27 protein-coding genes are annotated in these 24,997 nt (G+C 73.3%); 23 read left to right on the top strand and 4 right to left on the bottom strand.

The genetic code is table 11. The features are described from left to right. Positions 1–138: 138 nt before the first annotated feature. From AB0873_RS27580 to AB0873_RS27565, 4 genes are all read left to right on the top strand, one after another. A complete protein-coding gene (locus AB0873_RS27580) occupies positions 139–621 on the top strand; it encodes a UDP-N-acetylglucosamine--LPS N-acetylglucosamine transferase (protein ID WP_155332749.1) in 483 nt (160 codons plus the stop codon). Between the two features lie 55 nt (positions 622–676). Then, entirely contained in the window at positions 677–1,342 is a 666-nt protein-coding gene (locus AB0873_RS27575; protein WP_366603283.1) for a glycosyltransferase, read from the top strand. Further along, on the top strand, positions 1,339–2,259 hold the full coding sequence (locus AB0873_RS27570) for a glycosyltransferase family 2 protein (RefSeq protein WP_366603282.1): 921 nt from the start codon (positions 1,339–1,341) through the stop codon (positions 2,257–2,259). The genes AB0873_RS27575 and AB0873_RS27570 overlap by 4 nt, the downstream gene beginning before the upstream one ends. 135 nt (positions 2,260–2,394) lie before the next feature. Beyond that, a complete protein-coding gene (locus AB0873_RS27565; RefSeq protein WP_155332746.1) occupies positions 2,395–3,051 on the top strand; it encodes a class I SAM-dependent methyltransferase in 657 nt (218 codons plus the stop codon). A 15-nt stretch (positions 3,052–3,066) separates the two neighbouring features. Here AB0873_RS27565 and AB0873_RS27560 read toward each other — a convergent pair whose 3' ends face one another. After that, positions 3,067–4,305, bottom strand: a complete 1,239-nt coding sequence (locus tag AB0873_RS27560; RefSeq protein ID WP_155332745.1) for a cation:proton antiporter — start codon at positions 4,303–4,305, stop codon at positions 3,067–3,069. A 180-nt stretch (positions 4,306–4,485) separates the two neighbouring features. Here AB0873_RS27560 and aroC point away from each other — a divergent pair, with 180 nt between their 5' ends. Beyond that, positions 4,486–5,664, top strand: coding sequence for a chorismate synthase (gene aroC / locus AB0873_RS27555; protein ID WP_366603280.1), 1,179 nt, complete (start codon positions 4,486–4,488; stop codon positions 5,662–5,664). Further along, positions 5,664–6,167, top strand: coding sequence for a shikimate kinase (locus tag AB0873_RS27550; protein WP_366603277.1), 504 nt, complete (start codon positions 5,664–5,666; stop codon positions 6,165–6,167). The genes aroC and AB0873_RS27550 overlap by 1 nt, the downstream gene beginning before the upstream one ends. On the opposite strand, the gene AB0873_RS27545 is transcribed toward AB0873_RS27550, so the two are convergent. Beyond that, positions 6,157–6,933, bottom strand: a complete 777-nt coding sequence (locus AB0873_RS27545; RefSeq protein WP_366603276.1) for a cytochrome c oxidase assembly protein — start codon at positions 6,931–6,933, stop codon at positions 6,157–6,159. The genes AB0873_RS27550 and AB0873_RS27545 overlap by 11 nt on opposite strands. Continuing rightward, on the bottom strand, positions 6,930–7,454 hold the full coding sequence (locus AB0873_RS27540) for a DUF2243 domain-containing protein (protein WP_155332741.1): 525 nt from the start codon (positions 7,452–7,454) through the stop codon (positions 6,930–6,932). The genes AB0873_RS27545 and AB0873_RS27540 overlap by 4 nt, the downstream gene beginning before the upstream one ends. Before the next feature lie 141 nt (positions 7,455–7,595). Here AB0873_RS27540 and aroB point away from each other — a divergent pair, with 141 nt between their 5' ends. The 4 genes from aroB to nusB all read left to right on the top strand — a co-directional run bounded on the left by aroB (position 7,596) and on the right by nusB (position 10,349). Further along, positions 7,596–8,672: a 3-dehydroquinate synthase gene (gene aroB / locus AB0873_RS27535; RefSeq protein ID WP_366603274.1), complete on the top strand. Its 1,077-nt coding sequence runs from the start codon at positions 7,596–7,598 to the stop codon at positions 8,670–8,672. Further along, the gene (gene aroQ / locus AB0873_RS27530) at positions 8,669–9,100 is read left to right on the top strand and encodes a type II 3-dehydroquinate dehydratase (protein WP_366603272.1); all 432 of its coding nucleotides are present in this window, start codon (positions 8,669–8,671) and stop codon (positions 9,098–9,100) included. Before aroB ends, aroQ begins: the two co-directional genes overlap by 4 nt. 257 nt (positions 9,101–9,357) lie before the next feature. Further along, positions 9,358–9,915 carry an elongation factor P gene (gene efp / locus AB0873_RS27525; RefSeq protein ID WP_091095583.1) on the top strand — a complete coding sequence of 186 codons (558 nt, stop codon included), beginning with the start codon at positions 9,358–9,360 and terminating at the stop codon, positions 9,913–9,915. Positions 9,916–9,938: 23 nt separating this feature from the next. Further along, the gene (nusB, locus tag AB0873_RS27520) at positions 9,939–10,349 is read left to right on the top strand and encodes a transcription antitermination factor NusB (RefSeq protein WP_196255944.1); all 411 of its coding nucleotides are present in this window, start codon (positions 9,939–9,941) and stop codon (positions 10,347–10,349) included. 109 nt (positions 10,350–10,458) lie between these two features. Here the strand turns inward: nusB and AB0873_RS27515 are convergent, their stop codons facing one another. Next, a complete protein-coding gene (locus tag AB0873_RS27515; protein ID WP_013285505.1) occupies positions 10,459–10,947 on the bottom strand; it encodes a helix-turn-helix domain-containing protein in 489 nt (162 codons plus the stop codon). A 285-nt stretch (positions 10,948–11,232) separates the two neighbouring features. On the opposite strand from AB0873_RS27515, the gene pyrR reads away from it, so the two are divergent. The 13 genes from pyrR to AB0873_RS27450 form a co-directional block, all read left to right on the top strand. Beyond that, positions 11,233–11,817: a bifunctional pyr operon transcriptional regulator/uracil phosphoribosyltransferase PyrR gene (gene pyrR, locus AB0873_RS27510; protein ID WP_366603270.1), complete on the top strand. Its 585-nt coding sequence runs from the start codon at positions 11,233–11,235 to the stop codon at positions 11,815–11,817. Then, entirely contained in the window at positions 11,814–12,740 is a 927-nt protein-coding gene (locus tag AB0873_RS27505) for an aspartate carbamoyltransferase catalytic subunit (RefSeq protein ID WP_155332736.1), read from the top strand. The genes pyrR and AB0873_RS27505 overlap by 4 nt, the downstream gene beginning before the upstream one ends. Further along, positions 12,737–14,014 carry a dihydroorotase gene (locus tag AB0873_RS27500; protein ID WP_366603268.1) on the top strand — a complete coding sequence of 426 codons (1,278 nt, stop codon included), beginning with the start codon at positions 12,737–12,739 and terminating at the stop codon, positions 14,012–14,014. Before AB0873_RS27505 ends, AB0873_RS27500 begins: the two co-directional genes overlap by 4 nt. Further along, positions 14,011–15,180, top strand: coding sequence for a glutamine-hydrolyzing carbamoyl-phosphate synthase small subunit (gene carA, locus AB0873_RS27495; protein WP_366603267.1), 1,170 nt, complete (start codon positions 14,011–14,013; stop codon positions 15,178–15,180). Before AB0873_RS27500 ends, carA begins: the two co-directional genes overlap by 4 nt. Continuing rightward, a complete protein-coding gene (carB, locus tag AB0873_RS27490) occupies positions 15,180–18,527 on the top strand; it encodes a carbamoyl-phosphate synthase large subunit (RefSeq protein WP_366603265.1) in 3,348 nt (1,115 codons plus the stop codon). The genes carA and carB overlap by 1 nt, the downstream gene beginning before the upstream one ends. Positions 18,528–18,621: 94 nt before the next feature. Next, complete coding sequence (locus AB0873_RS27485; RefSeq protein WP_366603264.1) at positions 18,622–19,662, top strand: quinone-dependent dihydroorotate dehydrogenase; 1,041 nt, start codon at positions 18,622–18,624, stop codon at positions 19,660–19,662. Between the two features lie 106 nt (positions 19,663–19,768). After that, the gene (locus tag AB0873_RS27480) at positions 19,769–21,052 is read left to right on the top strand and encodes an adenosylmethionine--8-amino-7-oxononanoate transaminase (protein ID WP_366603262.1); all 1,284 of its coding nucleotides are present in this window, start codon (positions 19,769–19,771) and stop codon (positions 21,050–21,052) included. A gap of 205 nt (positions 21,053–21,257) precedes the next feature. Continuing rightward, the gene (gene pyrF / locus AB0873_RS27475; protein WP_366603260.1) at positions 21,258–22,097 is read left to right on the top strand and encodes an orotidine-5'-phosphate decarboxylase; all 840 of its coding nucleotides are present in this window, start codon (positions 21,258–21,260) and stop codon (positions 22,095–22,097) included. Between the two features lie 173 nt (positions 22,098–22,270). Continuing rightward, the gene (mihF, locus tag AB0873_RS27470; protein ID WP_007458370.1) at positions 22,271–22,588 is read left to right on the top strand and encodes an integration host factor, actinobacterial type; all 318 of its coding nucleotides are present in this window, start codon (positions 22,271–22,273) and stop codon (positions 22,586–22,588) included. 26 nt (positions 22,589–22,614) lie between these two features. Then, a complete protein-coding gene (locus AB0873_RS27465; RefSeq protein WP_366603258.1) occupies positions 22,615–23,148 on the top strand; it encodes a guanylate kinase in 534 nt (177 codons plus the stop codon). 43 nt (positions 23,149–23,191) lie between these two features. After that, positions 23,192–23,458, top strand: coding sequence for a DNA-directed RNA polymerase subunit omega (gene rpoZ, locus AB0873_RS27460; protein WP_013285517.1), 267 nt, complete (start codon positions 23,192–23,194; stop codon positions 23,456–23,458). Positions 23,459–23,472: 14 nt separating this feature from the next. Further along, positions 23,473–24,681 carry a bifunctional phosphopantothenoylcysteine decarboxylase/phosphopantothenate--cysteine ligase CoaBC gene (coaBC, locus tag AB0873_RS27455; RefSeq protein ID WP_366603256.1) on the top strand — a complete coding sequence of 403 codons (1,209 nt, stop codon included), beginning with the start codon at positions 23,473–23,475 and terminating at the stop codon, positions 24,679–24,681. Positions 24,682–24,769: 88 nt separating this feature from the next. Continuing rightward, a partial coding sequence (locus AB0873_RS27450) for an S-adenosylmethionine synthetase N-terminal domain-containing protein (RefSeq protein WP_366603254.1) occupies positions 24,770–24,997 on the top strand: 228 nt, incomplete at its 3' end.

The following is a 24,997-nucleotide window of genomic DNA, read 5'->3' as shown; positions in this document are numbered from 1 at the left end:
GCCGGATGCCGTGACGGGCAGCGCCCGTGGCCGGCGGCGGTCGACTGATCGTCCGGTCGCCCTATACAACCCGCGCGGGAAACGTGATCTGCTCTCGCGTGGCGTCGATCGGAAGTCCAAGCGAACGTGGGGAGTCGCGTGGAGAGGAACATCGAGGATCGCGGCGATCCTCCCGTCCTGCTGCTGGTCGGGTCGAGTGGCGGGCACCTCGCCCAACTGCTCGCCCTGCGCTCCTGGTACGAGCGCTGGCACCGCGTCTGGGTCACCTTCGACACACCGGAGGCGGTCTCGCTGCTCACCGGCGAGGACGTGGTCCCCGCCCACCACCCGACCACCCGCAACGTGCGCAACCTGCTCCGCAACGCGGTGCTCGCGGCGCGGGTGCTGCGCCGGCGCAGGGTCGCCGCCGTGGTGACCACCGGTGCCGGCGTCGCGGTGCCGTTCGTGGTGCTCGCGTGGCTGCGGCGGATCCCGACCGTCTACATCGAGGTGTACGACCGGATCGACACCCCGACCCTGACCGCCCGCCTCTGCCGGCCGTTCCTGTCCGCGATGCTGGTGCAGTGGGAGGAGCAGCGCCGGCAGTACCCGGAGGCGACCGTCGTGGGGACGCTCCTGTGAGCGCGAGGAGTGCAGCGGAGCGGAGCCCCGCAGTCGCGAACGAGAGGCGGGCCCGATGAGCGGCGACTGCGAGGCGGCCGCGCCGCCGGTGCGGCCGGAGGCCGCGACCCGTGTCCCACGCCAGCGGGACCGCGCCGGCGCGACCCTGACCACCGTCCTGGTCGCCGTCGGCACCGACAAGCACCCGTTCGACCGGCTGGCCGGATGGCTGGAGAGCTGGGCGCCGGAGGTCACCGACCGGGTGGCGTTCACCGTCCAGCACGGACACACCCGCGCCCCCGGCGTCCCCGGCGCGGTGCCCTTCCTCGGGCACGAGGAACTCCAGGCGGCGATGTCCGGGGCCGACCTCGTGGTCTGCCACGGCGGCCCGGCCACCATCCTGGAGGCCCGCCGGCACGGGCGCCTGCCGATCGTGGTCCCCCGGGACCCGGCCCGCGGCGAGCACGTCGACGACCACCAGCTGCTCTTCGCGCGCCGGCTCGGCGCGGCCGGCATGGTTGTCCTGTGCGAGACCCGCGAGGCGCTGGTGGAGGCGCTCGCCGCCGGAGTCGCCGACCCGGGCCGGTTCGCCGTCCGCGCCGACCCCGACTCGGCCCGGGCGCAGGAGACCGCGGTGGCGCGGGTCGGGGAGATCGTGGAGACGTTGGTGGCCGCGTCCAGTGGCCGGCGGACGTGGTGGCGGCCGTGGACACGGCCGCACCGGAACGGAGCGCGACGATGACCGGACACCCCAGCGTCAGCGCGGTGGTGCCCACCCGGGACCGCCCGGAGCTGCTGCGGTCCGCGGTCCGCGCCATCCTCGACCAGGACTACCCGGGCGACGTCGAGGTGGTCGTCGTGTACGACCGCTCCGAGCCGGACCCGACGCTGGCCGAGCTGTCCCGGCCCGGCCGGCCGGTGCGGGTGGTCCGCAACGAGCGAACCCCCGGCCTGGCCGGCGCCCGCAACACGGGCACCCTCGCCGCCACCGGCGAACTGATCGCCTTCTGCGACGACGACGACGAGTGGCTGCCCGGCAAGCTGCGCGCCCAGGTCGACGCGCTCGCCGCCGTGCCGGGCGCCGAGTTCGTCTCCTGCGGCATCCGGGTGAGCTACGACGGGCACACCGTCGACCGGTCCCTGCCGCGCGACCGGGTCACCCTCGCCGACCTGCTGCGCGACCGGATGACCGAGCTGCACCCGTCGACGTTCGTGATCCGCGCCGCCGCGTTGCGGGACGGGTTCGGGCTGGTCGACGAGGAGATCCCGGGCAGCTACGCCGAGGACTACGAGTTCCTGCTGCGGGCCGCCCGCAGCGCGCCGCTGGTCAACCTGCGCACCCCGTACGTGCTGGTGCGCTGGCACAAGCGCTCGTACTTCGCGCAGCGCTGGGACACCATCTCCGAGGCGTTGCAGTGGCTGCTGGAGCGCTACCCGGAGTTCGGCACCCAGCCGGCGGGCGAGGCGCGGGTCACCGGGCAGATCGCCTTCGCCCGGGCCGCGTCCGGTGACCGGCAGGGCGCGCTGCGCTGGGCGCGGCGGACCATCCGGCGCAACCCGCGGGAGCCGCGGGCGTACCTGGCGCTCGCGGTGGCCGGGCGGATGGTCCGCGCGGACGCCGTCCTGCGCACCCTGCACAAGCGGGGCCGGGGCATCTGAGGCCGTCGGGGCGGGCGGTGCCCGCCCTGCGGCTCGCCCGCGCCGACCGGCTGGGCCGGCGTCCACCCGGTACCGGTGGGCGGTGTCGATTCTCCGACTGACGCACCCACCGTGATCAATGGAAGACTCAGCGTCATGGCACTCCACTCGCTGAGGTTCCGTCTCGTCGATGCGCCGACGTCGCTCGGCGCGAAGCGCCGGGCCCGCCGCGCCGCCTGGCTGGCCGACGCGTTCCCCGACCTCGCCGACATGTCGGTGCTGGACCTGGGCGGCCGGGTGGGCAGCTGGGAGCGGGTGCCCGTCCGTCCGGCCCGGGTGCACGTCGTCAACCTGGAACCCCTGCCGCCGGAGTTGCCGGACTGGGCCGAGGCGACCCACGCCGACGCGTGCGACCTGCCGGCGCACATCCTGGCCCGCCGGTACGACCTGGTCTTCAGCAACAGCGTGCTGGAGCACGTGGGCGGGCACGAACGCCGGCGGCGGATGGCCGGGGCGATCCGCGGGCTGGCGCCGGCGTACTGGGTGCAGACCCCGTACCGGTACTTCCCGATCGAGCCCCACTGGGTCGCGCCCGGCATGCAGTTCCTGCCGGTGCCGGCCCGGGTGGTCGTCGCCCGGAAGTGGCCGCTGGCGTACACCCCGGGCAAGTCCTACGAGGCGGCGATGCGGCAGGTCCTCACCACGGAACTGGTCGGCCGGGCCGAGATGCGGTACCTGTTCCCGGACGCCACCATCCGCAACGAGCGCCTGCTGGGCCTCACCAAGTCGCTGATCGCGATCCGTACGGCCTGACCGCGGTCGCCGTCGTCAGGACGGCGGCCCGTTCCCGGCCCCGCGACCGTTCCGGCGTTCCGCGGAGGCCGCCCGCAGCCGCTCGTACCAGTGCGGAGTCGTCGCGGGGTCGAAGATCCGGGCGATCGCGAGGTCGGTGGAGGAGTGCGCCAGGATCGACAGGACCACGGTCAGCGCCACGAGGTGGAACACCTCGTCGGCGGCGGCGATGCCCGCCTGGAGCACGAGCAGGCCGTACACGACCGACGCGAAGCCCTTCGGGCCGAACCACATGGCGGCGAACTGTTCGGTGCGGGTCAGGTGCGAGCCGAGGAACGACACCGCCAGTGCGACCGGACGGGCCACCGCGATGGCGAGCACCGCGAAGACCCAGCCGGTCCAGTGGATCTCGCCGAGGAACTCCACCGAGATCAGCGCGCCGAAGACCAGCAGGGCGGCGAGCTTGAACACCTCGGCGATCAGCTCGCCGAAGTGCTCGAAGCTCTCCCGCTGCCGCTCGCCGAAGGTGGCCACCGTGATGCCGGCGGCGAACGCCGCCAGGAACAGGTTGGCGTGGGTGACGTGGCCCAGGGCCAGCACCAGCAGGCCGATCGCCACGCCGTTGAGCGGCTCGTACTGGGTGGAGGCGGAGAAGAAGCGCAGCTTCTCCAGCCGCAGCGCCAACCACGGGACCGCCACCCCGATCACCACGCCGAGCAGCAGCTCGGTGCCCAGCTCGTCGAGGTGCAGGTCGGCCGAGCCGGCGGCGATCGCCAGGAAGAGGATGACGAAGGGCAGCGCGAGGCCGTCGTTGATGCCCGACTCCACGTTGAGCAGGTGCCGCAGCCGCCCGGGCACCCGCTCGTTGCCGACCAGCGCGGCGGCGAAGACCGGGTCGGTCGGGGCCAGCACCGCGCCGATCAGCAGCGCCTCCGGCCAGTCCAGCCCGGCCACGTAGTGCGCCAGCAGCGCGGTGATCAGCAGGGTCAGTGGCAGGCCCCAGCCGAGCGCCCGCCCGGGCAGCCGCCACGCCGCCCGCAGGTCGGCGAAGCCGACCCGCATGCCGTCGGTGAACAGCACGGTGAACAGCGCCAGCTCGGCGAGCGTGGCGACGATCTCGCTGTCGGCGGTGATCTCCAGCACGCCGGTGGTGTCCGGGCCGAGGACGAAGCCGGCGACCAGGAAGAGCACCGCCGTGGAGAGGATGCTGCGGTGCGCGAGGCTGGACAGCAGGACGGCCAGCAGCAGCACGGCCGCGAACGCGAAGAGCAGCACCGGTGCCTCCCGATGGGGTCGACGAAGTCTCCGCCGACCAGACTTCCCGGCACGCCGCCATGATCGTACGGGTTTCCTGCCACCGGCGTCGTCCGGGTCACCGGCGGCCGCCGCGTCCGCAGGGCGGGACGGGCCGGCCACCGCACCGGGGCGGCCACCCGGCGTGACAGACTGGCCGCTGTGTTGCGCTGGTTGACTGCAGGTGAATCGCACGGTCCCGCCCTCGTCGCGCTCCTGGAGGGCGTACCGGCCGGTGTCGAGGTGACCACCGGGGACATCGCCGGTGAGCTGGCCCGGCGGCGGCTCGGCTACGGCCGGGGCGCCCGGATGTCCTTCGAGCGGGACGAGGTCGAGATCATCGGCGGCCTGCGGCACGGCGTCACGCTGGGCAGTCCGGTCGCGATCCGGGTGGGCAACTCGGAGTGGCCGAAGTGGCGCACCGTCATGGCCGCCGACCCGGTCGACCCGGAGGAGCTTGCCCGGCAGGCCCGCAACGCCCCGCTCACCCGCCCGCGTCCGGGCCACGCCGACCTGGCCGGCATGCAGAAGTACGGGCACACCGACGCCCGGCCGATCCTGGAGCGGGCCAGCGCCCGGGAGACCGCCGCGCGGGTCGCCGTCGGCACCGTCGCCAAGGCGCTGGTCAAGCAGGCGCTCGGCGTCGAGATCGTCTCGCACGTGGTGGAGCTGGGGCCGGTGGCCGCGAAGCCCGGCCTGCGGCCGGCCCCGGCCGACGCCGCCCGGATCGACGCGGACCCGTTGCGCTGCCTCGACCCGGAGGCCAGCGCCCGGATGGTCGCCGAGGTCGACGCCGCGAAGAAGGCCGCCGACACCCTCGGGGGCGTGGTCGAGGTCCTGGCGTACGGGGTGCCGCCCGGCCTGGGCAGCCACGTGCAGTGGGACCGCAAGCTCGACGCCCGGCTCGCCACGGCGCTGATGTCCATCCAGGCGATCAAGGGCGTCGAGATCGGCGACGGCTGGCAGCAGGCGCGCTCCCGGGGCTCCGAGGCGCACGACGAGATCATCCCGACCGCCACCGGTGTCCGGCGGGTCACCGACCGGGCCGGCGGCCTGGAGGGCGGCATCACCACCGGTGAACCGCTGCGGGTCAAGGCCGCGATGAAGCCGATCTCGTCGCTCAACCGGGCCCTGTCGACCGTGGACGTCACCACCGGCGAGCCGGCCACCGCCATCAACCAGCGCTCGGACGTCTGCGCCGTGCCCGCCGCGGCGGTCGTCGCCGAGGCGATGGTGGCGCTGGTGCTCGCCGAGGCGGCGGTGGAGAAGTTCGGCGGTGACTCGGTCACCGAGATGCGCCGCAACCTCGCCGCATACCTCGACGCGCTGGTGATCCGCTGATGGCGCCCGTCTGCGTCCTCGTCGGCGCGCCGGGCTCCGGCAAGTCCACCGTGGGGCAGGCGCTCGCCGCCGTCCTGGGGGTGGAGTTCCGCGACACCGACCTGGACATCGAGACGATGGCCGGCAAGCCGATCCCGGAGATCTTCGTGGACGAGGGGGAGGCGCACTTCCGTACGCTGGAACGGGCGGCGGTGGCGGCGGCGCTGGCCTCCTGCTCCGGCGTGCTCGCCCTCGGCGGCGGCGCGGTCCTCGCCGAGGAGACCCGGGCGGCGCTGGTGGGCCACCCGGTCGTGCACCTCTCCGTGGAGCTGCCCGACGCGGTCAAGCGGGTCGGCCTCGGCGCCGGTCGTCCGCTGCTCGCGATCAACCCCCGCGCCACCCTCAAGCACCTGATGGACCAGCGCCGGCCCCTGTACGCGGAGGTCGCCACCGCGACCGTGGTCACCGACGGGCGTGACCCGGAGGAGATCGCGGCCGAGATCGCCGGGCTGCTCAAGGGCTGACGGCAGCCGGTTGCGGCCTGCTGGCCGCCCGCTCGGGCCGCCAGGTGACGAGCAGGGCGAGGGCGAGCAGGATCTCGGCCAGGTCCCCGCCGTAGTACATGATCGTCGCGCCGGCCTGCAGCTCGGCCGCCGTGGCCGGCACGTCGACGAGGACACCGGCGTAGAGGACCTGCGCGAGGGCGGCGTGCGCGGCCACCCCGACGCCCAGCACGACCAGGCGGACCGGGACGCGGGGCCGGTGCGGCCCGGGGTCCGGGCCGGCGATCGACCAGGCGAAGAGGTAGCCGCTCAGCACGAAGTGCAGCTGCACCAGGGCGTGCAGCCCGGCGTTGTCCAGGCTGGCCCGGTACAGCGGGGTGAGGTAGAGCAGCCAGAGCCCGCCCGCGGTGAGCAGCAGGCCGGTGACCGGGTGGGCGAGCGCCCCGGCCGCCGGGTGCCGCAGCAGCCGGACGGCCGCCCGCCCGGTCCGCGGCCCGACGGCGCGCAGCGCCAGCGTGCCGGGGGCGCCGAGCACCAGCGCGAGCGGCGCCAGCATGCCGAGCAGCAGGTGCTGGACCATGTGCCCGGGCAGGTCGCGGGCGGGCCAGAGGAGGCCGGCGACGAGCAGCGTGGCGCCGAGCCCGAAACTCACCGTCCGCCGGTGGCTCCACCCGGCCCGGTCCCGCTGCCCAAGCGCCGCGGCCAGATAGCCCCAGAAAAGCACCAGGGGTACGAGGGCGGCCGCCGGGAAGCCGTCGGCCGGATGGCCGGCGTGGGTGAGGGTCACCGCCGCCCGCCGTCGCAGAGGTCGACCGGGGCGGCTCGCCGCTGGATCGTCCAGCCGGCGACCACCAGGGCCGCGCCGAGCGCGAGGAAGCCGAGGTCCCACCAGAGCTGGTGCGGGCCGCCGTGGACGTGGTGGATGCCGAGCAGGTGGTGGTCGACGGTCCCCTCGACGAGGTTGAACAGGCCCCAGCCGACCAGTACCCAGCCCCACAACGCCGGGGAGCGCCACAGCCGGCCCCGGGACCGGGTGACCCGCGCGTAGAGCAGCGCCAGGCCGGTGAGCACCGCCACCCAGGTGACCGCGTGGAAGAAGCCGTCCCAGAGGGTGTTCATCTGCAGGCCGGGCACGGTGTCGACCGGGTACGACCGGATCCCCACGTTGTCGGTGTCGGTGCTGCTGAGCATGTGGTGCCACTGGAGGATCTGGTGCAGCAGGATGCCGTCGACGAACCCGCCCAGGCCCACGCCGAGGATCGTCGCCGGCACCCGGATGTCCGCCCCGTCGATGGTCGATCTGGCCATGTGCCGCAACCTCCGCGGTCGGTGGTCGTCCCTCCCGCAACCCGTCCCCCCGGTGGCACCGGTCAAACGTCCGTCCCGAGGCCTGGTCACGGAGTGGACACCGGCCGCGTCCGGACCGCCGCCTCGACTAGGCTGCGCGCGATGGACGACGTGACCCGGATCCCGGTGGGCGGCGAGCGGCCGTACGACGTGCTGGTGGGCCGTGACCTGCTCGGCGACCTGCCGGCGCTGCTGCCCGGAGCGACCCGTGTGGCGGTGCTGTACGCCCCGCCGCTGACGGACCTGGCCAAGGTGGTCGACGACCGGCTCCGCGCCGCCGGCATGACCCCGCTGCCGGTGGAGGTGCCCGACGCCGAGGCCGGCAAGGACATCGACGTCGCGGCGGCCTGCTGGGACCGGCTGGGCGAGGCGGGCTTCACCCGGACCGACGCCGTGGTGGGCGTCGGCGGTGGCGCGGTCACCGACCTCGCCGGCTTCGTGGCGGCCTGCTGGCTGCGCGGCGTGCGGTGGGTGCCGGTGGCGACCTCCCTGCTCGGCATGGTGGACGCTGCCGTCGGCGGCAAGACCGGCGTCAACACGGCCGCCGGCAAGAACCTGGTCGGCGCGTTCCACCCGCCGGTCGGGGTGCTGGCCGACCTCGCGACCCTGGACGGCCTGCCGGCGGCCGAGCTGGCGGCCGGGATGGCCGAGGTGGTCAAGTGCGGGTTCATCGCCGACCCGGCGATCCTCGACCTGGTCGAGCGGGACCCGGCGGCGGCCACCGACCCGGCCGGGCCGGTGGCGCGGGAGCTGATCGAACGGGCGATCCGGGTCAAGGCCGACGTGGTCTCCGGCGACCTGCGCGAGTCCGGTGTCCGGGAGGTGCTCAACTACGGCCACACGCTGGCCCACGCCATCGAGAAGGTGGAGGGCTACCGCTGGCGGCACGGCCACGCGGTCGCCGTCGGGCTGGTGTACGCCGCGGCGCTGGCCCGGCTCGCCGGTCGCCTCGACGACGCCACCGCGCGGCGGCACCGCACGGCGGTGGCCGCGCTCGGCCTGCCCACCAGCTACCCCGCCGACGCGTGGCCTCAGCTGCTGGAGACCATGCGGGTGGACAAGAAGGCCCGCGGTGACCGGCTGCGCTTCGTGGTGCTGGACGGGCTGGCCCGCCCGGCGATCCTGGAGGGCCCCGACGACGAGCTGCTGGCCGCCGCCTACCGCGAGGTCGCCGCGTGAGGGTGTACGTGCTGAACGGCCCCAACCTGGGCCGCCTGGGCACCCGGCAGCCGGAGGTGTACGGCGCCACCACGTACGCCGACCTGGTGGAGCTGTGCGAGCGGACCGGCCGGGACCTCGGGCTGGACGTGGTGGTGCGGCAGACCGACGCCGAGCACGAGCTGCTCGGCTGGCTGCACGAGGCGGCCGACGAGGGCGCCGCGGTGGTCCTCAACCCGGCCGCGTGGTCGCACTACTCGATCGCGGTCCGGGACGCCTGCGCGATGCTGCGCGGCCCGCTGGTCGAGGTGCACATCTCCAACATCCACGCCCGGGAGCCGTTCCGGCACCACTCGGTGGTCTCCGCCGTGGCGACCGGGGTGATCTGCGGCCTGGGTGTGGACGGCTACCGCCTGGCCCTGCATCATCTGGCCGCCCGCTCCGCCTGACCGGCGAGGTCGGCGGGACACGTCAGGTCACGTCACGCTCCGCCCGCCCCACCCTCCTTCTTCCCCCTTTGCTCTGCTTCAACGTACGCACTGGTTCCAGCCGGATACCGGTGCGCGGGGTGAAGCAGAGCAAAGGGCCTGCAGTAGCACCTGGCCAGCTGCGCTAGGGTGACCGCCCGCCGACGGCGGCGGGTGCTGCTGCGGCGCAGCTAGTAGACTTGCTCAGTCTGTCCGCCAATTGATGATCAAGGCAGGAAATGGCCACCACCAACGACCTGAAGAACGGCCTGGTACTCAACCTCGACGGTGAGCTGTGGGCCGTCGTCGAGTTCCAGCACGTCAAGCCCGGCAAGGGTGGTGCGTTCGTGCGCACCACGCTCAAGAACGTGCTCTCCGGCAAGGTGGTCGACAAGACCTTCAACGCGGGCACCAAGGTCGAGACCGCGACCGTCGACAAGCGCACCATGCAGTACCTGTACGCCGACGGCGAGGACTACGTCTTCATGGACCTGGAGACGTTCGACCAGATCACCGTGCCCGGCGGCACGGTCGGCGAGGCGGCCAACTACCTGCTGCCCGAGGCCGAGGCGACCGTCGCCACCCACGAGGGCGTGCCGCTGTACATCGAGCTGCCGACCAGCGTCGTGCTCGAGGTCACGTACACCGAGCCCGGCCTCCAGGGTGACCGCTCGACCGGCGGCAACAAGCCGGCCACCGTCGAGACCGGTGCGACCGTGCAGGTGCCGCTCTTCATCACCACCGGCGAGAAGATCAAGGTCGACACCCGCGACGGCCGTTACCTCGGCCGGGCCTGATGGCCGAGGGTCCCAAGCAGCAGATGCCCGCGCGCCGCAAGGCGCGCAAGCGGGCGCTGGACGTGCTCTTCGAGGCCGATCTGCGGGACCGCCCACCGGTCGAGGTGCTCGCCGGCTACGTCGAGCGGATCGAGAAGCCGCGTCCCGAGCACCTGGGGTACACGGTCAGCCTGGTCGAGGGGATCGCCGGCCACCTCGACCGGATCGACGAGCTGATCGCCAGCTACGCCGAGGGCTGGACGCTCGACCGGATGCCGGCGGTGGACCGCAACCTCGCCCGGATCGCGGTGTACGAGCTGCTCCACGTCGACGAGGTCGACGACGCGGTGGCGATCAGCGAGGCGGTGGAGCTGGCCCGGCAGATGTCGACCGACGACTCGCCGCGCTTCCTCAACGGCATCCTCGGCCGCATCGCCGAGTACGCCCCCCGCTGAGCAGCCGATTCCCGCAGCCAGCCGGCGCGCGGGGGCGGCGGCGCGCGATGCGACAGGAACGACGAAAGGGCCCGTGCCGGACGGCACGGGCCCTTTCGGTCGTCAGCGCTCAGGAGGCGAAGAACGCCCGCGGGTCGGCGACGAGCACGCCGTGCTCGGTCAGTCGCTCGATCAGGCCGGACGGCGAGGCGTCGTAGACGATCGCCAGGGCGCGCAGGTCGTCGGCGCGGATCGACAGGACGCGGCCGTTGTAGTCACCACGCTGCTGCTGGATCGCGCGGGCGTACCGGGCGACGTACGCGAGGTCCTCGCTGGCCTCGTCGTAGAGCCGCTCGAGGTCCAGGACGATCTTGCTGGTCGGCTCGTGACGGACGCCGCTGCCGTCGGGCAGCAGCTCGGAGACGGGAACGCGGTAGAAGTCGGCCAGCTCGGCGAGACGGGACACGGTGACGGCCCGGTCGCCGCGCTCGTAGGAGCCGACCACCACGGCCTTCCACCGCCCGTTCGACTTCTCCTCCACGCCCTGCAGGGACAGGCCCTGCTGCTGGCGGATGGAGCGCAGGCGGGCGCCCAGCGACTTGGCGTACTCAGAGGGCATTCGGACACTCCCAGTGCTGCTCGGGGTTCTCCCGTCGATCGCTACGGAGCGTGACGGTACGGGGATTGCGACAGCCGGTCAAGTGGTCGTGACCTTACCGTTGGGGGCGCTGGGGGAGTTGTCCCCATTTCGCCGCCCTGACTCCGAGGTCAGCGGGTGGCGACGGTCGGTGCGGTGACCACTGGTAACGTGGCTCGGAGCCCCCGGCCGGTCCGCCCGCGGTCCGCGCCGGTCATCCGACGTCCTTTAACGACCCGTCCCGTGAGGCGGGGAAGGAGGTCCGCCGTGGCCTACCCACCGGCTGCCCGGTCGTCGACCGCGCCGCAACCCTCGGTGAAGGTGATCCTCACCAGCGCCGACGTGCAGCGCGTGGTCGACCGCATCGCCCACCAGATCCTGGAAAAGACCCAGGGCGCCCAGCAGACCGTCCTGCTCGGCATTCCCACCCGGGGCGCACCCCTCGCCCGGCGGCTCGCCGCCCGGATCAGCGCCTTCGAGGGCGTCGACGTCCCGGTCGGCGTGCTCGACATCACCCTCTACCGCGACGACCTGCGTCGGCACGCCACCCGCGCGATCGGGCCGACCGAGCTGCCGGCCGGCGGCATCGACGGCAAGCGAGTCGTGCTCGTCGACGACGTCCTCTTCTCCGGCCGCACCGTGCGCGCGGCGCTCGACGCGTTGAACGACGTCGGCCGCCCGGCGTCGGTCCAGCTCGCCGTCCTGGTCGACCGCGGCCACCGCGAGCTGCCGATCCGCGCCGACTACGTCGGTAAGAACATCCCGACCTCCCTGGCCGAGAGCGTGAAGGTCACCCTCGCGGAGACCGACGGCGCGGACGAGGTCAAGCTGTACGGGGGAGCCACCGTATGATCCGTCACCTGCTCTCCGGCGCCGACCTGGACGCCGCCACCGCCACCCGGATCCTGGACACCGCCGCCGAGATGGCGACCGTGGCCGGCCGCGAGGTCAAGAAGCTGCCGGCGCTGCGGGGCCGGACGGTGGTGAACCTCTTCTACGAGGACTCCACCCGCACCCGGATCTCCTTCGAGGCCGCCGCGAAGCGGCTCAGCGCCGACGTGATCAACTTCTCGGCCAAGGGCTCCAGCGTCGCCAAGGGCGAGAGCCTCAAGGACACCGCGCTCACCCTCCAGGCGATGGGCGCCGACGCCGTGGTGGTCCGGCACCCCGCCTCGGGCGCCCCGCACCGGCTCGCCGACTGGGTGGACGGCTCGGTGGTCAACGCCGGCGACGGCACCCACGAACACCCGACCCAGGCGCTGCTCGACGCGTACACGATGCGCTCCCGGCTGGGCCGGCTCGCCGGTCTCTCGGTCGCGGTGGTCGGGGACGTGCTGCACAGCCGGGTGGCCCGCTCCAACGTCCTGCTGCTGTCCACGCTCGGCGCGAAGGTCACCCTGGTCGGCCCGCCGACGCTCATTCCGGTGGACATCGCGCAGGCGCTCGCGCCCGGCACCGACGTCTCGTACGACCTGGACGCGGTGCTGCCCCAGTCGGACGTGGTGATGATGCTGCGGGTGCAGCGCGAGCGCATGAACGACTCCTACTTCCCGTCCGCCCGCGAGTACGCCCGCCGCTACGGCCTCGACGGCCCGCGCATGCGCCGGCTGCCCGATCACGCGATCGTCATGCACCCCGGCCCGATGAACCGGGGCATGGAGATCACGCCCGAGGTCGCCGACTCGCCCCGCTCCACCATCGTCGAACAGGTCGCCAACGGCGTCTCCGTCCGGATGGCCGTCCTCTACCTGCTGCTCGGAGGGAACAACCGGTGAGCGCGTACCTGATCACCAACGTGAGCGTCGTCGGCGGCGCGCCGACCGACCTGCTGATCCGCGACGGCGTCGTGGCCGAGACCGGCACGGGCCTCGCGGCGTCCGACGCCACCGTGGTCGACGGCACCGGCCTGGTCGCCCTGCCCGGCCTGGTCGACCTGCACACCCACCTGCGCGAGCCGGGCCGCGAGGACGCCGAGACCGTCGAGTCGGGGTCCCGGGCGGCGGCGCTCGGCGGCTACACGGCGGTGTGCGCGATGGCGAACACCTCCCCGGTCGCCGACACCGCCGGCGTGGTCGAGCAGGTGTGGCGGCTGGGCCGGGAGGCCGGGCTGGTCGACGTGCAGCCGATCGGCGCGGTCACCGTCGGCCTGGCCGGCGAGCACCTCGCCGAACTGGGCGCGATGGCCGACTCCGCCGCCCGGGTGCGGATCTTCTCCGACGACGGGCACTGCGTCGCCGACCCCCGGCTGATGCGCCGGGCGCTGGAGTACGTGAAGGCGTTCGACGGGATCATCGCCCAGCACGCCGAGGAGCCCCGCCTGACCGAGGGCGCCCAGATGCACGAAGGGGAGGTGTCCACCCGCCTCGGCCTGACCGGCTGGCCGGCGGTCGCCGAGGAGGCGATCATCGCCCGGGACGTGCTGCTCGCCGAGCACGTCGGCAGCCGGCTGCACATCTGCCACGTCTCCACCGCCGGCAGCGTCGAGGTGCTGCGCCAGGCCAAGGCCCGGGGGGTCCGGGTCACCGCCGAGGTGACCCCGCACCACCTGCTGCTCACCGACGAGAAGGCGGCCACCTACGACCCGGTCTACAAGGTCAACCCGCCGCTGCGCACCACCACCGACATCGCCGCGCTGCGCGCCGCGCTGGCCGAGGGCGTGATCGACGTCATCGCCACCGACCACGCCCCGCACGCGGTGGAGGACAAGGAGTGCGAGTGGGCGTACGCCCGGCCGGGCATGCTCGGCCTGGAGACGGCGCTGTCGATCGCGCTGGACGTGCTCGGCCCGCAGTGGGACCTCGTCGCCGAGCGGATGTCCCGCGCCCCGGCGCGCATCGCCGGCCTGGCCGACCACGGCCACGACCCGAGGCCGGGCGTACCGGCCAACCTGACCCTGGTGGACCCGGCCGCCCGCCGCACGATCGAGCCCGCGGAACTGGCCAGCCGCAGCCGCAACACCCCGTACGCCCGCATGACGCTGCCGGGTCGCATCGTGGCGACCTTCCTGCGCGGCGAGCCGACGGTCCTGGACGGAAAGGCAGTGAAGTGACCCGTAGACGACCGGCGATCCTCGTTCTGGAGGACGGGCGCACGTTCCACGGCGAGGCGTACGGCAGCGTCGGGGAGACCTTCGGCGAGGCGGTCTTCAACACCGGCATGACCGGTTACCAGGAGACGCTGACCGACCCGTCCTACCACCGCCAGGTGGTGGTGCAGACCGCGCCGCACATCGGCAACACCGGGGTCAACGGCGAGGACGACGAGTCCGGCCGGATCTGGGTCGCCGGGTACGTCGTCCGCGACCCCGCCCGGATCGGCTCGAACTGGCGCGCCACCGGCGGGCTGGAGGACCGGCTCGCCGCCGAGGGCGTGGTCGGCATCAGCGGCGTCGACACCCGCGCGCTGACCCGCCACCTGCGCGAGCGCGGCGCCATGCGGGTGGGTGTGTCCAGCGTGGAGACCGACCCGCGGGCGCTGCTGGCCCGGGTCCGCCAGTCGCCGCAGATGGTCGGCGCGGACCTCTCCGCCGAGGTGACCACCCCGAAGCCGTACGTGGTCGAGGCGGTGGGGGAGCACCGGTTCACCGTCGCCGCCCTCGACCTGGGCATCAAGCGCAACGTGCCGCGGCGGCTGGCCGCCCGCGGGGTCACCACCCACGTGCTGCCCGCCCACTCGACGATCGACGACCTGCTCGCCACCGGTGCCGACGCGGTGTTCTTCTCGCCCGGCCCGGGTGACCCGGCCACCGCGGACGGGCCGGTGGCGCTGGCCCGCGAGGTGCTGACCCGCGAGGTGCCGCTGTTCGGCATCTGCTTCGGCAGCCAGATCCTCGGGCGGGCGCTCGGCTTCGGCACGTACAAGCTGGGTTACGGCCACCGCGGGATCAACCAGCCGGTGCTGGACCGGGCGACCGGCAAGGTCGAGGTGACCAGTCACAACCACGGCTTCGCGGTGCGGTTCCCCGGCGCCGAGCCGGGTGCGGTCGTGCCCAACCAGGTGATCGACACCGAGTTCGGCGGTGTGGAGGTCAGCCACGTCTGCCTCAACGACAACGTGGTCGAGGGGCTGCGGGCCAGGGACGTGCCCGCCTTCACCGTCCAGTACCACCCGGAGGCGGCGGCCGGCCCGCACGACGCGGACTACCTCTTCGACCGTTTCGCCGAACTGATCGAGGGCCGCGGCCTCGACCGGAACCACAGCGAAGGCGGGAAGTAATGCCGAAGCGGACCGATCTGAAGCACATCCTGGTGATCGGCTCCGGGCCGATCGTCATCGGTCAGGCCTGCGAGTTCGACTACTCCGGCACCCAGGCGTGCCGGGTGCTGCGCAGCGAGGGGATCCGGGTCAGCCTGGTCAACTCGAACCCGGCGACGATCATGACGGACCCGGAGTTCGCCGACGCCACGTACGTCGAGCCGATCACCCCCGAGTTCGTCGAGCTGGTCATCGCCCGGGAGCGTCCGGACGCGGTGCTGCCGACCCTGGGCGGCCAGACCGCGCTCAACACGGCGGTCGCACTGCACGAGGCGGGCGTGCTGGAGAAGTACGGCGTGGAGCTGATCGGCGCGAACATCGACGCCATCCGCCGCGGCGAGGACCGGCAGCTGTTCAAGGACATCGTTGCCAAGGCGGGCGTCCGGATCGGCGTCGAGGACCCCGCCGCCCTGGTGCCCCGGTCCCGGGTCTGCCACTCGATGGACGAGGTGCGCGACACCGTCGCCGACCTGGGCCTGCCGGTGGTGATCCGGCCGTCGTTCACGATGGGCGGCCTCGGCTCCGGCATGGCCCACACCGACGAGGACCTGGAGCGCATCGCCGGCGCCGGCCTGGCCGCGAGCCCGGTGCACGAGGTGCTCATCGAGGAGAGCGTGCTCGGCTGGAAGGAGTACGAGCTCGAACTGATGCGCGACCGCCACGACAACGTGGTGGTCGTCTGCTCGATCGAGAACGTGGACCCGATGGGCGTGCACACCGGCGACAGCGTGACCGTGGCCCCGGCCATGACGCTGACCGACCGGGAGTACCAGCGCCTGCGGGACCTCGGCATCGCCGTGCTGCGCGAGGTCGGGGTGGACACCGGCGGCTGCAACATCCAGTTCGCGGTCAACCCGGCCGACGGCCGGATCGTCGTGATCGAGATGAACCCGCGGGTGTCCCGCTCGTCGGCGCTCGCGTCGAAGGCGACCGGTTTCCCGATCGCGAAGATCGCCGCGAAGCTCGCCATCGGCTACACCCTCGACGAGATCCCCAACGACATCACCCTCAAGACCCCGGCGGCGTTCGAGCCGACCCTGGACTACGTGGTGGTGAAGATCCCCCGGTTCGCGTTCGAGAAGTTCCCCGGCGCGGACCCGGAGCTCACCACCACGATGAAGTCCGTCGGCGAGGCGATGAGCCTGGGCCGGAACTTCACCGAGGCGCTCAACAAGGCGATGCGCTCGATGGAGACGAAGGCGGCCGGCTTCTGGACCCTGCCCGACCCGGACGGTGCCACGAAGGAGAACACCCTCGCCGCGCTGCGCATGCCGCACGACGGGCGGCTCTACACCGTCGAGCGGGCGCTGCGCCTGGGCGCGTCGATCGCCGAGGTGGCCGCCGCCTCCGGCGGCATGGACCCGTGGTTCCTGGACCAGATCGCCGGCCTCGTCGAGCTGCGGGCCGAGATCGTGGACGCGCCGGTGCTCGACGCGGACCTGCTGCGCCGCGCGAAGCGGGCCGGCCTGTCCGACCGCCAGCTCGCCGCGCTGCGCCCCGAGCTGGCCGCCGAGGACGGCGTGCGTACGCTGCGGCACCGCCTCGACGTCCGCCCGGTCTACAAGACGGTGGACACCTGCGCCGCCGAGTTCGAGGCGACCACCCCGTACCACTACTCGTCGTACGACTCGGAGACCGAGGTACGCGGTTCGGACCGGCCGAAGGTGCTGATCCTCGGCTCCGGGCCGAACCGGATCGGGCAGGGCATCGAGTTCGACTACTCCTGTGTGCACGCGGTGATGGCGCTGCGGGACGTCGGCTTCGAGACCGTCATGGTCAACTGCAACCCGGAGACCGTCTCCACCGACTACGACACCGCCGACCGGCTCTACTTCGAGCCGCTGACCTTCGAGGACGTCCTGGAGGTGTGGCACGCCGAGGACTCCTCCGGCAGGGCGGCCGGCGGCCCGGGCGTGGTCGGGGTGATCGTGCAGCTCGGCGGGCAGACCCCGCTGGGTCTGGCGCAGCGGCTCAAGGACGCCGGTGTGCCGGTGGTCGGCACCTCCCCGGAGTCGATCCACCTCGCCGAGGAGCGGGGCGCGTTCGGGTCGCTGCTGGCCCGGGCCGGCCTGCGCGCCCCGGCGCACGGCACCGCCACCTCGTACGACGAGGCCAAGGCAATCGCCGAGGAGATCGGTTACCCGGTGCTGGTCCGCCCGTCGTACGTGCTGGGCGGGCGCGGCATGGAGATCGTGTACGACGACCCCACGCTGCGCGGCTACATCGGCCGGGCCACCGACATCTCCCCGGACCACCCGGTGCTGGTGGACCGCTTCCTCGACGACGCCATCGAGATCGACGTCGACGCGCTCTGCGACGCCGACGGCGAGGTCTACCTCGGCGGCGTGATGGAGCACATCGAGGAGGCCGGCATCCACTCCGGCGACTCGTCCTGCGCGCTGCCGCCGATCACCCTGGCCGGCTCGCACGTCGCCCAGGTCCGCCGCTACACCGAGGCGATCGCCCGGGGCATCGGCGTGCGGGGCCTGCTCAACGTGCAGTACGCCCTCAAGGACGACCAGCTCTGGGTCCTGGAGGCGAACCCGCGCGCCTCGCGGACCGTCCCGTTCGTCTCCAAGGCCACGGCGGTGCCGCTGGCGAAGGCGGCGGCCCGGATCGCGCTCGGCGCCACCATCGCCGAGCTGCGTGCCGAGGGCCTGCTCCCGGCCGACGGGGACGGCGGCACCCTCCCGCCGGACGCGCCGATCGCGGTCAAGGAGGCGGTGCTGCCGTTCAAGCGCTTCCGCACCCCCACCGGCAAGGGGATCGACTCGCTGCTCGGCCCGGAGATGAAGTCCACCGGCGAGGTGATGGGCATCGACATCGCCTTCGGGCACGCCTTCGCCAAGTCGCAGTCCGCCGCGTACGGCTCCCTGCCGACCGGCGGCCGGATCTTCGTCTCGGTCGCCAACCGGGACAAGCGCGGCATGATCTTCCCGATCAAGCGCCTCGCCGATCTGGGCTTCGAGATCGTCGCCACGGCCGGCACCGCCGAGGTGCTGCGCCGGCACGGCATCGCCTGTGAGCAGATCCGCAAGCACTACGAGTCCGGCGAGGGCGAGGACGCGGTGTCGATGATCCTCGGCGGCGACGTCGCGCTCGTGGTCAACACCCCGCAGGGCTCCGGCGCCAGCGCCCGCTCCGACGGGTACGAGATCCGCAGCGCCGCGGTGACGGCGGACATCCCCTGCATCACCACGGTCCCCGGCGCCGCCGCCGCGGTGATGGGCATCGAAGCCCGTATCCGGGGCGACATGCAGGTCCGCCCACTCCAGGACCTCCACGCGTCCCTGCGGGCCCGCCGGTGACCCCCGCCCGACCCACGTCGATCATGAAGTTGACGGGTGGGTTGATCTCCGATTCACCCGTCAACTTCATGATCAACACGGTGGGGGGGCGACGGTGATGTTCGAGCGGGGCGTGCGGCCGGTTCTGTTCCGGGTGGGGGGTGGGGACGCGGAGGCGGCGCACGAGTGGACGCTGCGGCGGCTCGCCGGCCTCGCCCGGGTGCCGGCCGCGCTGGCGGTCCTGCGGGCCCGGTACGCCGTGCGGGCGCCCCGGACCGTCTTCGGCGTGGAGTTCCCCAACCCGGTCGGGCTGGCCGCCGGGATGGACAAGGACGGCGCGGCGCTGCCGGCGTGGCCGGCGCTGGGCTTCGGGTTCGTCGAGGTCGGCACCGTCACCGCGCACCCGCAGCCGGGCAACCCCCGGCCGCGGCTGTTCCGCCTGCGCGACAGCGAGGCCGTGGTGAACCGGATGGGCTTCAACAACGCCGGCGCCGCGGCCCTCGCGGCCCGGCTGGCGGCGCTGCCCCGCCCCATCGGGGTGCCGCTGGGCATCTCGCTCGGCAAGTCCAAGGTCACCCCGCTCGACGAGGCGGTCGAGGACTACCGGGCGTCGTACCGCGCGCTGCGCGACCACGGTGACTACTTCGCGGTCAACGTCTCGTCCCCGAACACTCCGGGCCTGCGCTCGTTGCAGGACCGGGCGCACCTCGACGCGCTGCTGGGCGCCCTGATGGGGGAGAAGCCGGTCCTGGTGAAGATCGCACCGGACCTCACCGAGCCGGCGGTCGCCGAGCTGCTGGAGGTCTGCCTGGCCCGGGGCGCGGCCGGGGTGATCGCCACCAACACCACCCTCGCCCGCGACGGCCTGGCCCCGGCCGACCGGGCGCGCGGCGCCGAGACCGGCGGCCTGTCCGGCCGTCCCCTCGCCGCCCGGGCCCGCGAGGTCGTCGCGTTCGTGCACCGGGAGACCGGCGGCCGGCTGCCGATCGTCGGTGTCGGCGGCATCCTCGACCCGGACGACGCCACCCGGATGTTCGACGCCGGCGCGTCCCTGGTCCAGCTGTACACCGGCTTCATCTACCGGGGACCGGCCCTGGTCCGCGCCGCTGCCCGTGCGGCGGCGGCCGCCGCGCCGGTGAAGGTCCCGACCCGGTGAGGCGGCCGCGCCGGAGCGGACGCGCCGGGGTCACCCGGCCCGCCGGCGCGTTCCCGGGGCGGGCGGGCCCCGGCGCCGCGACCGGTCCGGGCAGGAAGGAACTCAGGTGACTCCCGAGCAGATCGCGCGGATCCAGGCCGTCGACGCGGCGCACGTGTGGCACCCGTACGCGGCGGTGCCACCGGCCAGCCCGCCGTACGTCGTGGAGAGCGCGCAGGGCGTACGGCTGCGGTTGGCCGACGGGCGGGAGCTGGTGGACGGCATGTCGTCCTGGTGGGCGGCGATCCACGGCTACCGGCACCCGGTGCTCGACGAGGCGGTGACCGACCAGCTCGGCCGGATGAGCCATGTGATGTTCGGCGGGCTGACCCACGAGCCGGCGGTCACGCTCGCCCGCACCCTCGTCGAGCTGGCCCCGGACGGCCTGGAGCACGTCTTCCTCGCCGACTCCGGCTCGGTGAGCGTCGAGGTGGCCGTCAAGATGTGCCTCCAGTACCAGCGGGCCACCGGCCGGCCGGAGCGCCGCCGGCTGGGCACCTGGCGGGGCGGGTACCACGGCGACACGTTCCACCCGATGAGCGTCTGCGACCCGGAGGGTGGCATGCACCACCTGTGGGGCGACGTGCTGCCCCGGCAGGTGTTCGCCCCGGTGCCACCGGGCGGCTTCGACACGCCGCCCGACCCGGCGTACGAGGCGGCGCTCGCGGACGCGGTCGAGCGGCACGCCCACGAGCTTGCCGCCGTCATCGTCGAGCCGGTCGTCCAGGGAGCCGGTGGGATGCGCTTCCACCACCCGCACTACCTGCGGGTGCTGCGGGAGGCCACCCGCGCCCACGGGGTGCTGCTGATCTTCGACGAGATCGCCACCGGCTTCGGCCGGACCGGTGCGATGTTCGCCGCGGAGCACGCCGGGGTGGCCCCTGACGTCCTCTGTGTGGGCAAGGCACTCACCGGGGGGTACCTGACCCTGGCCGCCGCCCTCTGCACCCCGGAGATCGCCCGGGGCATCTCCCGGGCCGGTGTGCTCGCGCACGGTCCCACCTTCATGGGCAACCCGCTCGCCTGCGCGGTCGCCAACGCCTCCCTCGGCCTGCTGCGGGCCGGGGACTGGCCGGGCGAGGTGAAGCGGATCGAGGCGGGGCTGCGGGCCGGCCTGGAGCCGCTGCGGGGCGCGCCGGGCGTGGTGGACGTACGGGTGCTCGGCGCGATCGGCGTGGTGCAGCTCGATCACGACGTGGACCTCCCGGCGGCCAGCGCCGCGGCGGCCGGCGAGGGCGTCTGGCTGCGGCCGTTCCGGGACCTGGTCTACACCATGCCGCCGTACGTCACCGACGACGCCGACGTGGCCCGGATCGCCGCCGGGGTCGCGGCCGCGGTGAAGGCCGGCTGACCGGCCGGTTCCGGCCGGTGGGGGAGTACGCGGGCGGCGCGGGCCGCCCGCCGGGAAGCGCCCGCGGGGGCGGCGACGGACGCGGGCGGGCACGTGGCCGTCGGTGGAGTCGACGCGCCCGGGCGGGCGCGGTGGTGGCGGGGGCGGCGTGCTGCCGCCCGGGACGACGATGCGCGCTGCGGGCGCGTGGAGAGGGAGAGCAGCGATGGAGACCTTCGGCGCCCGGCTGCACCGGGCCGTCAGCGAGCGGGGACCGCTGTGCGTGGGCATCGACCCCCACCCGGGTCTGCTCGCCCGGTGGGGGCTCGACGACGACGTGCGTGGCCTCGAACGGTTCGCCGGGACGGTGGTGGAGGCCCTCGGCGACCGGGTCGCGGTCGTCAAGCCCCAGTCCGCCTTCTTCGAGCGCTTCGGGGCCCGTGGCGTGGCAATCCTAGAGTCAACTATCCGACAGTTACGAAATTGTGGCTCGCTCGTTCTGCTCGACGTCAAGCGCGGTGACATCGGCTCGACGGTCGCCGCGTACGCGTCCGCGTACCTCGATCCATCGAGTCCGCTCTATGTCGATGCGGTGACGGCGAGCCCGTACCTCGGCGTCGGCTCACTCGCGCCGATGTTCGAGCTGGCCGCCGCCAACGGCGGTGGCGTGTTCGTGCTGGCGCTCACGTCCAACCCGGAGGGGGCGGCCGTCCAGCGGGCCCGCGCCGCCGACGGGCGGACCGTCGCGCAGACCGTGATCGACGAGATTTCCCAGCTCAACGCGGGTGCGCAGCCGTTGGGCAGCTTCGGCCTGGTGGTCGGGGCGACCATCGGCGAGACCGGCCACGACCTCTCCACGGTCAACGGTCCGCTGCTCGCGCCCGGCCTCGGCGCGCAGGGTGGGAGCGCGTCCGACCTGCGCGTCGTCTTCGGTCCCAGCCTGCCCGCGGTGCTGCCGTCGTACTCCCGCGAGGTGCTGAACGCGGGCCCCGACGTGACCGCCCTGCGGGCCGCCACGGACCGCGTCCTGGCCGACTGCCGGGCCGTCCTGGCTGGCCGCGACTGACTGACGGCTCGGTCACTTTCTGTTGATCATCGCGCGTCCACGTTGCCGAAAGCTCCGCTGACCGCTAGTTTTCCCCGCGCTGGGAACCAAGGACACCTTGGTTCACAGCGACACCACGTTTCACAGTGCGGCGGTGCGTCCCGCCCGTCGCGATAGGGACCTGAGGAGAACTGGTGCCGCTCCCGTCACTGACCCCCGAGCAGCGCGCAGCCGCGCTGGAGAAGGCCGCGGAGATCCGCAAGGCCCGCGCTGAGCTGAAGGAGCAGCTCAAGCAGGGCAAGACCACCCTCGGAGCCGTTCTCGAGCGGGCCGAGTCCGACGACGTCGTCGGCAAGCTGAAGGTGTCCGCCGTCCTGCAGGCGATGCCGGGCATCGGCAAGATCCGGGCGACCCAGATCATGGAGAAGCTCAAGATCGCCGACAGCCGGCGCCTGCGTGGCCTCGGCGAGCAGCAGCGCAAGGCCCTGCTTGGAGAGTTCGCCGCCAACTGAGGCCGGCAGCCGTGTAGAAACAAGCAGTGAGCACGGATGGCGAGACGCGCCCGGTGGCTCGGCTCACTGTCCTGACCGGGCCTTCGGGTTCCGGCCGGGACGGTGTCGCCGCGCTGGTCCGGGCGCGTTCTCCCGCCGTGTGGACGCCGGTGCCGGCGACGACCCGGCCCCGGCGTGACCACGAGGTGGACGGCGTCGACCGCGTCTTCCTCACCCCCGCCGAGTTCGACCGGCTCGTCACCGTCGGCGGCCTGCTGGAGTGGAGCCGCACCGGCCCGCACCGGCGGGGCACGCCCGGCGAGCCGCTGCGGTCGCGGCTCGCCGCCGGTGATCCCGTCCTGCTGCCGCTCGACCTGGCCGGCGCGCTGCTGGTCCGGGCGGCGGTGCCGGACGCCCGGCTGATCCTGCTGCACCCGCCCGGCGCCCGGCCCGATCCGGTCACGGCGGGCCACTTCGAACACACCATGGCGCACGACCTCACCGAGCGGGTCGTGGACAAGCTGGTAGGATTGTTCGGTTCTTCCTTCCTGGCTCCGGCGCGACCGCGCGTGCGCGGTTGACCGCCAGCACCGCGCGCGGTGTGACAGACGCAGAGGTCAACACGTGGGATCCATCGCCACCAACCCCGAAGGCATCACCAACCCGCCGATCGACGAGCTTCTCGAGAAGACCACGTCGAAGTACGCGCTGGTCATCTTCGCCGCCAAGCGTGCGCGGCAGGTCAACGCCTACTACAGCCAGCTCGGCGAGGGCCTGCTGGAGTACGTCGGCCCGCTGGTCGAGACCACCCCGCAGGAGAAGCCGCTCTCCATCGCCATGCGCGAGATCAACGCGGGCCTGCTCACCGCCGAGCCCACCGACCAGCCGTAACCCGCACCAGCCCGATGTCTCCCCGGATCGTCCTCGGGGTCGGCGGCGGGATCGCCGCGTACAAGGCGTGCGAGCTGCTGCGGCTCTTCACCGAATCGGGCCACCAGGTCCGTGTCGTCCCGACCGCGTCGGCGCTCCGCTTCGTCGGGGCGCCGACCTGGGCGGCGCTCTCCGGGCAGCCGGTCGCCGATGACGTCTGGTCGGACGTCCACGAGGTTCCCCACGTGCGGCTCGGCCAGCAGGCGGATCTGGTGGTCGTGACGCCGGCCACCGCCGACCTGCTCGCCAAGGCCGCCCACGGGCTCGCCGACGACCTGCTCACCAACACACTGCTCACCGCGCGCTGTCCGGTCGTCCTGGCCCCCGCGATGCACACCGAGATGTGGGAGCACCCGGCCACCGTCGCCAACGTCGCGACCCTGCGGGCCCGCGGCGTGCGGGTCATCGAACCGGCGGTCGGCCGACTCACCGGCGCCGACACCGGCAAGGGACGGCTGCCCGACCCGGCGGAGATCTTCGCCGTGGCCCGGCGCGCCCTCGCGCGCGGCGTCGCCGCCCCGGCGGACCTGGCCGGCCGGCACGTGGTGGTCACCGCGGGCGGCACCCGGGAGCCCCTCGACCCGGTCCGTTTCCTCGGCAACCGCTCCTCCGGCAAGCAGGGGTACGCGTTCGCCCGCACCGCCGTCGCGCGGGGAGCCCGGGTGACGCTCGTGTCGGCGAACGTCACGCTGCCCGACCCGGCCGGCGTCGACATGGTGCGGGTCGGCACGACGAGCGAGCTGCGCGAGGCGACGCTCAAGGCCGCCGTCGACGCCGACGCGGTGGTCATGGCGGCCGCTCCGGCCGATTTCCGCCCGGCGACGTACGCGACTGGCAAAATCAAGAAATCGGACGACGGCAGCGCGCCCACGATCGAGCTCGTCACGAACCCGGACATCGCCGCCGAGCTCGGCCAGCGCCGTCGCCCGGAGCAGGTGCTGGTGGTGTTCGCCGCGGAGACCGGCGACGCCGAGGCCAACGGCCGGGCGAAGCTCGCCCGCAAGCGGGCGGACCTCATCGTCATCAACGAGGTCGGCCCGGACAAGGTCTTCGGCGCCGAAACCAACGCGGCGACGGTCATCGGCGCGGACGGCTCGGTCAGCCGGATGCCCGAGCAGTCCAAGGAAGACCTCGCCGAAGGCGTCTGGGATCTGGTCGTCACCCGGCTCGTCGGCCGTTCCTGACGGCTGGAACGGGCACGACCGAAGAGGCCGACTCCGGACGCGGGTGATTACACTGCCGCGGAACGACCTTTCCAAACTTAGGAGTGCCGTGACACGCCGCCTCTTCACTTCCGAATCGGTCACGGAAGGCCATCCCGACAAGATCGCCGACCAGATCAGTGACGGGATCCTCGATGCGTTGTTGGCGGAGGATCCGCGGAGTCGGGTCGCGGTGGAGACGTTGATCACGACTGGTCAGGTGCACATCGCGGGTGAGGTGACCACGAAGGCGTATGCCGACATCCCGACGATCGTGCGTCGCACGATCCTGGATATC

The organism is Micromonospora sp. NPDC047707 (assembly GCF_040704235.1).
Lineage (GTDB): Bacteria > Actinomycetota > Actinomycetes > Mycobacteriales > Micromonosporaceae > Micromonospora.
The sequence above is the reverse complement of the archived record's forward strand: the minus strand, read 5'-3'. Positions and strand labels throughout refer to the sequence as shown.

Coding starts and splice junctions, on each gene's coding strand:
- AB0873_RS27575 (WP_366603283.1), top strand. CDS start 677: ATGAGCGGCGACTGCGAGGCGGCCGCGCCGCCGGTGCGGCCGGAGGCC.
- AB0873_RS27570 (WP_366603282.1), top strand. CDS start 1,339: ATGACCGGACACCCCAGCGTCAGCGCGGTGGTGCCCACCCGGGACCGC.
- AB0873_RS27565 (WP_155332746.1), top strand. CDS start 2,395: ATGGCACTCCACTCGCTGAGGTTCCGTCTCGTCGATGCGCCGACGTCG.
- AB0873_RS27550 (WP_366603277.1), top strand. CDS start 5,664: ATGGCGCCCGTCTGCGTCCTCGTCGGCGCGCCGGGCTCCGGCAAGTCC.
- AB0873_RS27540 (WP_155332741.1), bottom strand. CDS start 7,454: ATGGCCAGATCGACCATCGACGGGGCGGACATCCGGGTGCCGGCGACG.
- aroB (WP_366603274.1), top strand. CDS start 7,596: ATGGACGACGTGACCCGGATCCCGGTGGGCGGCGAGCGGCCGTACGAC.
- efp (WP_091095583.1), top strand. CDS start 9,358: ATGGCCACCACCAACGACCTGAAGAACGGCCTGGTACTCAACCTCGAC.
- nusB (WP_196255944.1), top strand. CDS start 9,939: ATGCCCGCGCGCCGCAAGGCGCGCAAGCGGGCGCTGGACGTGCTCTTC.
- AB0873_RS27515 (WP_013285505.1), bottom strand. CDS start 10,947: ATGCCCTCTGAGTACGCCAAGTCGCTGGGCGCCCGCCTGCGCTCCATC.
- AB0873_RS27505 (WP_155332736.1), top strand. CDS start 11,814: ATGATCCGTCACCTGCTCTCCGGCGCCGACCTGGACGCCGCCACCGCC.
- carB (WP_366603265.1), top strand. CDS start 15,180: ATGCCGAAGCGGACCGATCTGAAGCACATCCTGGTGATCGGCTCCGGG.
- pyrF (WP_366603260.1), top strand. CDS start 21,258: ATGGAGACCTTCGGCGCCCGGCTGCACCGGGCCGTCAGCGAGCGGGGA.
- coaBC (WP_366603256.1), top strand. CDS start 23,473: ATGTCTCCCCGGATCGTCCTCGGGGTCGGCGGCGGGATCGCCGCGTAC.